Source organism: Corallococcus sp. 4LFB (genome assembly GCF_046520365.1).
Taxonomy (GTDB): Bacteria; Myxococcota; Myxococcia; order Myxococcales; family Myxococcaceae; genus Corallococcus; species Corallococcus caeni.
Genome location: NZ_JBKGHJ010000389.1, coordinates 1 through 8,257 on the forward strand (window position 1 = coordinate 1; position 8,257 = coordinate 8,257).

Annotated in this window: 6 protein-coding genes and 1 pseudogene; 2 read left to right on the top strand and 5 right to left on the bottom strand. The window is 71.3% G+C overall.

Features of this window, described 5'->3' with window-relative positions; translation table 11 throughout:
* Nucleotides 1-871: pseudogene (locus tag ACLEQD_RS31455) on the top strand (pyridoxal phosphate-dependent aminotransferase); the annotation flags it as partial.
* Here the strand turns inward: ACLEQD_RS31455 and ACLEQD_RS31460 are convergent.
* The 3 genes from ACLEQD_RS31460 to ACLEQD_RS31470 form a co-directional block, all read right to left on the bottom strand.
* Nucleotides 852-2,291, bottom strand: coding sequence for an ABC transporter substrate-binding protein (locus ACLEQD_RS31460; RefSeq protein ID WP_410389197.1), 1,440 nt, complete (start codon nucleotides 2,289-2,291; stop codon nucleotides 852-854). The pseudogene ACLEQD_RS31455 and the gene ACLEQD_RS31460 overlap by 20 nt on opposite strands.
* Nucleotides 2,291-3,121, bottom strand: coding sequence for a tetratricopeptide repeat protein (locus tag ACLEQD_RS31465; RefSeq protein ID WP_410389198.1), 831 nt, complete (start codon nucleotides 3,119-3,121; stop codon nucleotides 2,291-2,293). Before ACLEQD_RS31465 ends, ACLEQD_RS31460 begins: the two co-directional genes overlap by 1 nt.
* Nucleotides 3,122-3,258: 137 nt before the next feature.
* Nucleotides 3,259-5,052, bottom strand: coding sequence for a phosphoenolpyruvate carboxykinase (GTP) (locus ACLEQD_RS31470; RefSeq protein WP_410389199.1), 1,794 nt, complete (start codon nucleotides 5,050-5,052; stop codon nucleotides 3,259-3,261).
* 212 nt (nucleotides 5,053-5,264) lie between these two features.
* On the opposite strand from ACLEQD_RS31470, the gene ACLEQD_RS31475 reads away from it, so the two are divergent.
* The gene (locus tag ACLEQD_RS31475) at nucleotides 5,265-7,061 is read left to right on the top strand and encodes an SLC13 family permease (protein ID WP_410389200.1); all 1,797 of its coding nucleotides are present in this window, start codon (nucleotides 5,265-5,267) and stop codon (nucleotides 7,059-7,061) included.
* Nucleotides 7,062-7,075: 14 nt separating this feature from the next.
* On the opposite strand, the gene ACLEQD_RS31480 is transcribed toward ACLEQD_RS31475, so the two are convergent.
* Both ACLEQD_RS31480 and ACLEQD_RS31485 read right to left on the bottom strand, forming a co-directional pair.
* A complete protein-coding gene (locus ACLEQD_RS31480) occupies nucleotides 7,076-7,702 on the bottom strand; it encodes a tRNA-(ms[2]io[6]A)-hydroxylase (protein ID WP_223740549.1) in 627 nt (208 codons plus the stop codon).
* 225 nt (nucleotides 7,703-7,927) lie between these two features.
* The coding region (locus ACLEQD_RS31485) for a hypothetical protein (protein WP_410389201.1) at nucleotides 7,928-8,257 on the bottom strand (330 nt) is incomplete at its 5' end.

Here is an 8,257-nt window from a genome sequence, read left to right on the forward strand (position 1 = left end):
GGCTCCTGAAGCTCCTGTGCGACCCGGGGGACAACGTCCTCGTCCCCGCGCCGGGCTACCCCCTGGTGGACGTGCTGGCGCGCCTGGAGGGCGTCCACGCGCGCCCCTTCCGCCTGCCCGCCGTGCATGGCTTCGGGCTGGACGCGGGGCAGGTGGAGGCCGCCGTGGACGCGCGCACCCGCGCGGTGCTGGTGGTGAACCCGGGCAACCCCACGGGCCACTTCCTGCACGAGGACGAGCTCCACGCGCTCGCGGACGTGTGCGCGCGCCACGGCCTGGCGCTCATCAGCGACGAGGTGTTCTCCGACTTCGCGTGGGACGCGGAGGCGGGGCGGGTGACGTCCGTGGCGGGACGGCCCTGCCGTGCCTGACGTTCTCGCTCTCCGGCCTGTCCAAGGTGGCGGGCCTGCCCGGCCTCAAGCTGGCGTGGCTGCACGTGGGCGGCCCCGCGCACGCGCGCGACGAGGCCCTGGCCCGGCTGGAGGACGTGGCGGACGCGGCGCTGTCCGTGGCCACGCCCGTGCAGCTCGCGCTGCCGGCGCTGCTGGCCCACGCGCCGCGCTTCCAGCAGGCGGTGCTGGAGCGGGTGAAGGGCCACCGGGCGCGGTTGCTTCGAGCGCGTCCGGCGGACGCCGCGTGGGACGTGGTGCCCGCGCACGGCGGCTGGAGCGCGGTGCTGCGCATCCCCCATCACCCCGGCGAGGAGGCCACCTGCCTGCGGCTCCTGGAGGAGGGGGTGCGCGTGCAGCCGGGGTACTTCTTCGACTTCGGCGGCGGTGCGTACCTCGTGCTGTCGCTCTTGCCGACGCCCGAGGTCTTCACCGCCGCCCTGGTGCCGCTCCTGCGGGTGCTCAGTCCACCGGCGGGTTGATGAGCTGCACGGTCTTGAAGGCGCTGTTCTCCACCTTGAACAGCTCGTAGGGGGAGGGCGCCTCGCCCGTGTCGTTGTTGAAGTCCAGCTCGCCGCTGGCGCCGCGCACGTTGATGGTGGCGCCGGTGCGCAGCGCCTCGCGCGCCGCGGTGAACTGCGTGGACCCCAGCGAGTAGGTGGTCGCGGACTGGCCCGCGGGGGGCGTGAGCTTCGTGAGCCCCTCCGCGATGCGGGGACCCGTCACAGGCTGCGGGTTGTTGGGGTCGTTGCCCACCGCGTACGCCGCGCCCAGCGTCACCAGGTACATGGCGTCGTACGCGTGCGCGGTGAAGGAGAACTGCCCGGGGTCCGTCTTGTAGGCGGTGAGGAAGCGGTCCGCGAACAGCTTGTAGGTGGAGTCGCTGGGCCGCGCGGACGCGGGCGCCGTGCCGTAGGCGCCGTTGAGCTGCGCCTTGTTGGCGCCCAGGTTCGTCAGCAGGGTGAGGTCCTTGCTCGCGTCCGTGAGGAACCAGCGGTTGCCGTTGGCCACGGACACGCCCTGGCCCACGGCCTCCGGGAGCAGCCGCGCGTTGTCCTCGGGGAAGCCCGCCAGCACCGTGAGGTCCGGCTTGAAGATGACCAGCCGGCTCACCGCGCCGCTCACGGACTCGTTGCGGTTGTACTGCGCGCCCGCGACGTTGTCCTTGTTGGGGATGCGGTTCTGGATGGCGTCGTACAGGCCGTTTCCGTACGAGTCGTTCACGTACGCCACGCCCACCCTGGTCGGCGGCGTGAACGTCACGCCCGGGTCGTTGATGGGCGTGACGCCCTGGAGCACGTCCGCGATGACGCGGCCCTGGAGCACGTCCGAGGGCGTGGTGCGCCAGACCAGGCCCACGCTGCCGCCGTTCTTGTCCGACAGCGTGGTGAACGCGGAGCTCGTGGCCGTGTGGCTCATGAGCAGCACGTTCCTGGGGACGGTGATTTCGCTGATGGCGAGCGTCTGCGCGCTGCCGGCGCTGAACAGCGCCACCGCGCCCTTGTCGTTCACCATCCAGGTCGCCTGCGTCACGGCCCGGTTCACGTCCGCCCCGGTGTCGCAGACGTACATGAGGAACTGACGGCCGCCCACGCCCTGCGCCTGGTTCACCTCGTCCAGCGCCAGCTTCAGGCCGTTGAAGCGCTGCTGTTCAATCTCCGCGTTGCCGCTCGCGTTGGTGAGCGGCAGCGCCGCGCCCAGCACGATGGGGTTCGCCGCGGACGTGGCGCCCACCACCTGGTCGCACCCCGCCGGCTGCGGCAGGCAGAAGCCCGACGTGCAGACGCTGTTGCTGCCGCAGTCACTGCTCGTCGTGCACTCGGACAGGCCGCCCGCCGTGGTGAAGCTGCACCCGGACGACAGCAGCGCCATGCCCAGCGTCATCATTCCCAGCGCGCGCATCAGAAACGTCCTTCCATGCCGACCCCGGCGCCGCGCGGCGCGAGCGTCACGCGGACCTCGCCCTGCGCGGGAGGGCCCTCTTTGGGATACAGGATGATGGCGGTGATGGCCCCCGCGAGCCCCACGCCGAAGCCGATGTCCGCGAGCAGCGCCTTGCTCCTGGTGCTGTCCGACAGCCGCTGCTTGTCCGCGAGCGTGCCGGCGTTGTCGAACTGCTCGCGCTGGTCGCGCGCCTGCAGGCCGAAGAGCACGCCCACGCCCACGCCCACCACCGCCACGCCGCCCGTGGCGAACGCCGCGATGCGCTGGTTGCGGTAGGACTTCACCGCGCGGTCCAGCTCCGCCTGCCGCTGGCGCTCGCTCTCCTCCTCCGCGCGCCGGGCCGCGGCCTGCTCCTCGTCCGCCTTCTGGCGCGCGGCCTCCGCCTCCGCCTCCAGGCGCTTCCTGTCCGCGTCCGCCACCGCCTGCGCCTGGTCCTCGCGGTCCAGCTGCACCCGCAGCCGGTCGATGGCGCGGTTGCTGTTCTTCAGCAGGGTGGCGTCGGTGTCCTCGCTGGAGGACGTGACGTACTGGCGGTAGTAGCTCATCGCCTCGCGGGGCTCGCCCGCGTACTCCAGCGCCACGGCGATGTTGTAGACGAGCCGCGGGTGCGGCTGCGCCTCGTTGGCCTGCTTCAGCGCCTCCGCCGCCTCGCGGTACTTGCCCGCGTCGTAGAGGCGTTTGCCCTCCTTCAACAGGGCCTGGACGTTGACCTTGGAGCCACCCCGCTGCGCCAGGGCGGACCCCGGCGACAACGCAAGCGCCAGCGACAACACGAAAACCAGTCTCATGGGGCGGGGAGCCTAGCGCCGAACATTCCGGCCGTCGAAGCGCTGGCCCCCCGAAAAAGCACCGGGGCCACCCCCGCCCCTGTCGCGACAGGGGAGGAAGCGGCCCCGGATGGGCCTTCCCAGGCGTCAGGCGGCGGTCAGCCGTCCAGGCGCGCGATGAGCAGCTTGCGCTGGAGCATCAGGGCCTCGGGGGCCTTGGTGCCCAGCTGCTCGAAGAAGACCTCCTGGCTCTTGAGCTCGGACTTCCACTCGTCCTCCTTGATGGAGGTGGCCTCCGCGACGGCCTCCGCGGGCACGTCCAGGCCGTTGAGGTTCAGGCCCTGGTCCTGGCGCGGCACCCAGCCCAGCAGCGTCTCCTGCGTGGGGACGCGGCCGTGCACGCGGTTCACGATCCACTCCAGCACGCGCATGTTCTCACCGAAGCCCGGCCAGATGAACTTGCCGTTCTTGTCCTGGCGGAACCAGTTGACCTGGAAGATCTTCGGCAGCTGCGGGATGGACTTCTGCATGTCCAGCCAGTGCTGGAGGTAGTCGCCCATGTGGTAGCCGCAGAAGGGCAGCATGGCCATGGGGTCGCGGCGCACGACGCCCACCTTGCCGGTGGCCGCCGCGGTCGTCTCACTGCCCATGGTGGCGCCCAGGAACACGCCGTGGGTCCAGTTGAAGGCCTGGAGGACCAGCGGGACGGTGTTGGAGCGGCGGCCGCCGAAGATGATGGCGCTGATGGGCACGCCCTGGGGGTCGTTCGCCTTGCCGGACAGCACCGGGTTGTTGCTCATGGGCGCGGTGAAGCGGCTGTTCGGGTGCGCCGCCTTCTCCGTGCTGCCCTTCTTCCAGGGCTTGCCCTGCCAGTCGGTGAGCTCCTCGGGGACCTCGCCGTCCTTGCCCTCCCACCAGACGTCGCCGTCGGGCGTGAGCGCCACGTTCGTGAAGAGCGTGTCCTTGGCGATGGTCTCCATCGCGTTGGGGTTGGTCTTGTAGTTGGTGCCCGGCACCACGCCGAAGTAGCCGGCCTCCGGGTTGATGGCGTACAGGCGGCCATCCGGACCCGGGCGCATCCAGGCGATGTCGTCGCCGACGGTTTCAATCTTCCAGCCCGCGTACTCCTTGGGCGGGATCATCATGGCGAAGTTCGTCTTGCCGCACGCGGACGGGAAGGCCGCCGCGATGTAGGTCGTCTCACCCTTGGGGGAGGTGACGCCCAGGATGAGCATGTGCTCCGCGAGCCAGCCCTCCTCGCGGCCCAGGTAGCTGCCGATGCGCAGCGCCAGACACTTCTTGCCCAGCAGCACGTTGCCGCCGTAGCCCGAGCCGAAGCTCCAGATGGTGTTGTCCTGGGGGAAGTGGCAGATGTAGCGGCGGTCCGGGTTCACGTCACCCGTGGAGTGCAGGCCGCGGTTGAAGTCGTCGCTGTCGCCCAGCATGTCCAGCGCGGCCTTCCCCATGCGGGTCATGATCCGCATGTTGAGCACCACGTAGCCGCTGTCCGTCAGCTCCACGCCAATCTTCGTGGAGGCGCCGCCCAGCGGGCCCATGGCGTAGGGCACCACGTACATCGTGCGGCCCTTCATGCAGCCTTCGAACAGCTGGCCCAGCTTCGTGTAGGCGGCCTCCGGCTCCATCCAGTTGTTGGTGGGGCCCGCGTCCGTCTTGTTCGGCGTGCAGATGAACGTGAGGTGCTCGACGCGCGCCACGTCGTTGGGGTTGGAGCGGTGCAGGTAACAGCCCGGGCGCTTCTGGGGGTTGAGCGGGATGAGCGTGCCGTCCTTCACGGCCTGCTCGGTGAGGCGCTGCTTCTCCGCCTCCGAGCCGTCACACCAGACGATGCGGTCCGGCTGGGTCATCGCGGCCATCTTGGCCACCCAGGCCAGCAGCGTGGGGTTCTTCGTGGGCGCCTGCTCGGTGGCGGCGGCCGCTTGCGTCGAAGCCATGGATGTCTCCTCGGGGTATCTCTCGGAAGAAACACCAAACCTTCTGGAGCGGAACCCCAAAAGCAACCGACGTCCGGCAGTCAACCGGACTTTCGACCGCTCTGGCCTAATTCCACTTATCAGCGCCCGGTCGCCCATCAGTAAACGGCGCGGTGCGGCACGCGCTGGCAGCGTGTCATTCCGTGTTCAGGTTGGGGGGGCGCACCCACTCCATGTCCATCGCCCTCGTCCTGGCCGTCATTGTCGTCGCGTTGGTCCTCTTTTCCATGGATTCCATCCCCATCGAGTTCACCTCGCTGGTGGTGGTGTGCCTGCTGGCGCTCTTCGGGGTGCTGACGCCGGCGCAGGCGTTCCAGGGCTTCAGCAACGACACCGTCATCTTCATCTTCACGCTGTTGGCGATGACGCAGGGGCTCGCCTCCACGGGCGTGGTGCAGCTGGTGGGGCAGCGGATGGCGTTCTTCGCGCGCTTCGGGCACCAGGCGTTCGTGCTGGCGATGATGGGCGTGGTGGCGGTGTTCTCCGCGTTCATCTCCAACACGGTGACGACGGCGGCCTTCCTGCCGGTGGCCATTGGCGCCGCGCAGCGGGCGAAGGTGCCGCGCAGCAAGGTGCTGCTGCCGCTGGCGTACGCGTCCATGCTGGGCGGCACGGTGCTCTTGTTCGGCACCTCCACGAACCTGGTGGTGTCCGCGGCGCTGAAGCGGCAGGGGATGGCGCCCATTGGCGTGACGGAGCTGGCGCCGGTGGGGCTGCCGGCGGCGGTGCTGGGCATCGGCGTGGTGCTGCTGCTGGGGCGGTGGCTGTTGCCCGCGCGCGAGGGAAGGCCGGGCACGGAGGGCTTCTCCCTGCGCGAGTACCTCACGGAGGCCGTGTTGCCGCCGGACTCGCGCTACGTGGGCAAGCCCCTGTCGGACATCAGCGAGGGGCTGGGGCTGCGCGTGATTGGCGTGGTGCGCGACGGCGAGACGCTCAACGCGAAGCCGTCGTACCTGCTGAGGGGCGACGAGCGGCTGGTGGTGGAGGGCCGGCGCGAGGACGTGCTGCGCGTGAAGGACCTGCGGGGCATCGAGCTGCGGCCGGACGTGCGGCTGTCGGACGCGGAGCTGGGGGGGCCGGAGTCGATGCTCGCGGAGGTGAGCGTGCCCCCCGGAAGTCCCCTGGTGGGGCGCAGCCTCAAGGAGGCGCTGTTCGTGGAGCGCTTCGGGCTGGTGGCGCTGGGGCTCCACCGCCGCCCCGGCATCCAGCGGCTCACGAAGCTGCAGCTGCTGCGGCGCGCCTATTACAGCCACTCGCTGTCCACGCTGCCCCTGGCCGTGGGGGACGTGCTGCTGTTGCGCGGCCCGCGTCAGAAGGTGGCGGAGCTGGCGCCGGGCCATACGCTGATGGTGCTGGAGGGCCACGAGTACGAGCCGCCGCGCTACGCGAAGGCGCTGCTCGCGGTGGTCATCTTCCTGGGGGCGCTGGCGGCGGGGTCGCTGGGGTGGGTGCCGCTGTCGCTGGCGGGGCTCACCGGCATGCTGCTGATGATTGGCACCCGGTGCGTGGACGCGCGCACCGCGTTCCGCGTGGACTGGCGGGTGGTGCTGCTCATCGGGTGCATGATGGCGCTGGGGCTGGCCATGGAGGTGAGCGGCGCGGGGAAGTTCGTCGGCGACCACGTGGCGCGGCTGGGCGCTTATGGCGGGCCGCGCGCGGTGCTGGCGCTCTTGATGGTGCTGACCATCGTGCTGTCCGCGCCCATGAGCAACCAGGCCGCGGCGCTGGTGGTGCTGCCGGTGGCGCTCAACGCGGCGGCGCAGCTGGGCGTGGACGTGCGCCCCTTCGCCATGGGCGTCACGCTGGCGGCGAGCTGTTCCTTCATCACCCCGCTGGAGCCCAGCTGCGTGCTCGTCTACGGGCCCGGGCACTACCGCTTCACGGACTTCTTCCGGCTGGGCACGCCGCTGACCGCGGTGCTGGTGGGGTTCCTCGTCTTCGCCGTGCCCCTGGTGTGGCCGTTCCACTGAGGCCGCGTGAGCCTTCAGTGGATGGCCGCGCGCAGCCCCACGTCCGCGAGCACGCGCGACTCCTGCGCGAGGAGGTATTGCAGGCGCGCGTCCACGGCGGCCTCGTCGCCGTTGGAGGCGGTGACGGCCAGGCGGTGGAAGAGGGACTGGTGGCCGTCCTCCGACTGGGCCAGCTCCCCGTAGAAGCGGGCGAGCGCCGGGTCGGTGAGCCCCTCCGCGAGCAGGGAGAGCCGCTCGCACGAGCGCGCCTCGATGATGGCGGCGACGAGCAGGCGGTCCACGCGCCGCTCCGGGGCGGGCGTGCGCACGTGCTTCTGGAGCCCCTGCGCGTACGGGTCGCCCGCGTCCTTGGTGAGGGTGAGGCCGCGCGCGGCCATCAGGTCCAGCACGCGCGCCAGGTGGGCGCTCTCCTCGCGGGCCAGGCGGGCCATCTGCGAGGGCAGGCCCGGCAGGTCCGGGTAGGCCTGGAGCATGGACAGCGCGTTGGCGGCGGCCTTCTTCTCGCAGTGGGCGTGGTCCACCAGCACCGCGTCGAAGTTCGCGAGCGCCAGCGGCAGCCAGCCGGGGTCGGTGGGCGCGTGGAGGATGACGGGGCCCGCTCCGGAGAGGGGGCGGCGGGAGGGTGTGGGGCGGCTGCTCATCGCGGGCGGACTGTAGGGCATCCGCCGGGCGCCGTGCGCACTTGCTTCCGGCGCGTGCCGGCCTCGCCCGCGCGGTGGGGGGCCGCCCATCCGCGCGGACGGGGACGGGCTACAGCGGCGGGCGCGTGCCCTCCTTCGCGGCGATGAGGGTGACGACGTAGTCCGTGCCCTCCTGCGCCTCGCTGGCCACGAAGATGGAGCCCGGCCACGAGCGCAGGCCGTCCATCATGAAGGGCGTGCTGTCGGCCGCGCTCCGGTGCACCAGCTCCACGCGGCAGAGCGTGCGCGGCAGTCCAGCGCCTTCACGCGCGAGCCGGAGGGCAGGTGCTGGCGCAGGGTCTCGTTGAGCGTCTGCGTGGCGCGGCCGCTCCAGTCGCTGTCCACCGGCTCCTCGGCGAAGGCGGTCATCACGCGCGCGCGCGACTGTTCGAAGGACGGGGGCGGCGGGCGCATGGGCGGCGGCGGCGGCACTTCATCCGGGCCCTCCGCGCCGTCCTCCTCCGTGGCGCCGGGGGACTTCGCCTGGGCCGGGGCCTGCGCGCGGGAGGTGGCGGG

Excerpts from the sequence above, each read along its gene's own strand:
- ACLEQD_RS31465 (WP_410389198.1), bottom strand. The coding sequence starts at position 3,121 with ATGAGACTGGTTTTCGTGTTGTCGCTGGCGCTTGCGTTGTCGCCGGGG.
- ACLEQD_RS31470 (WP_410389199.1), bottom strand. The coding sequence starts at position 5,052 with ATGGCTTCGACGCAAGCGGCCGCCGCCACCGAGCAGGCGCCCACGAAG.
- ACLEQD_RS31460 (WP_410389197.1), bottom strand. The coding sequence starts at position 2,291 with ATGCGCGCGCTGGGAATGATGACGCTGGGCATGGCGCTGCTGTCGTCC.
- ACLEQD_RS31475 (WP_410389200.1), top strand. The coding sequence starts at position 5,265 with ATGTCCATCGCCCTCGTCCTGGCCGTCATTGTCGTCGCGTTGGTCCTC.
- ACLEQD_RS31480 (WP_223740549.1), bottom strand. The coding sequence starts at position 7,702 with ATGAGCAGCCGCCCCACACCCTCCCGCCGCCCCCTCTCCGGAGCGGGC.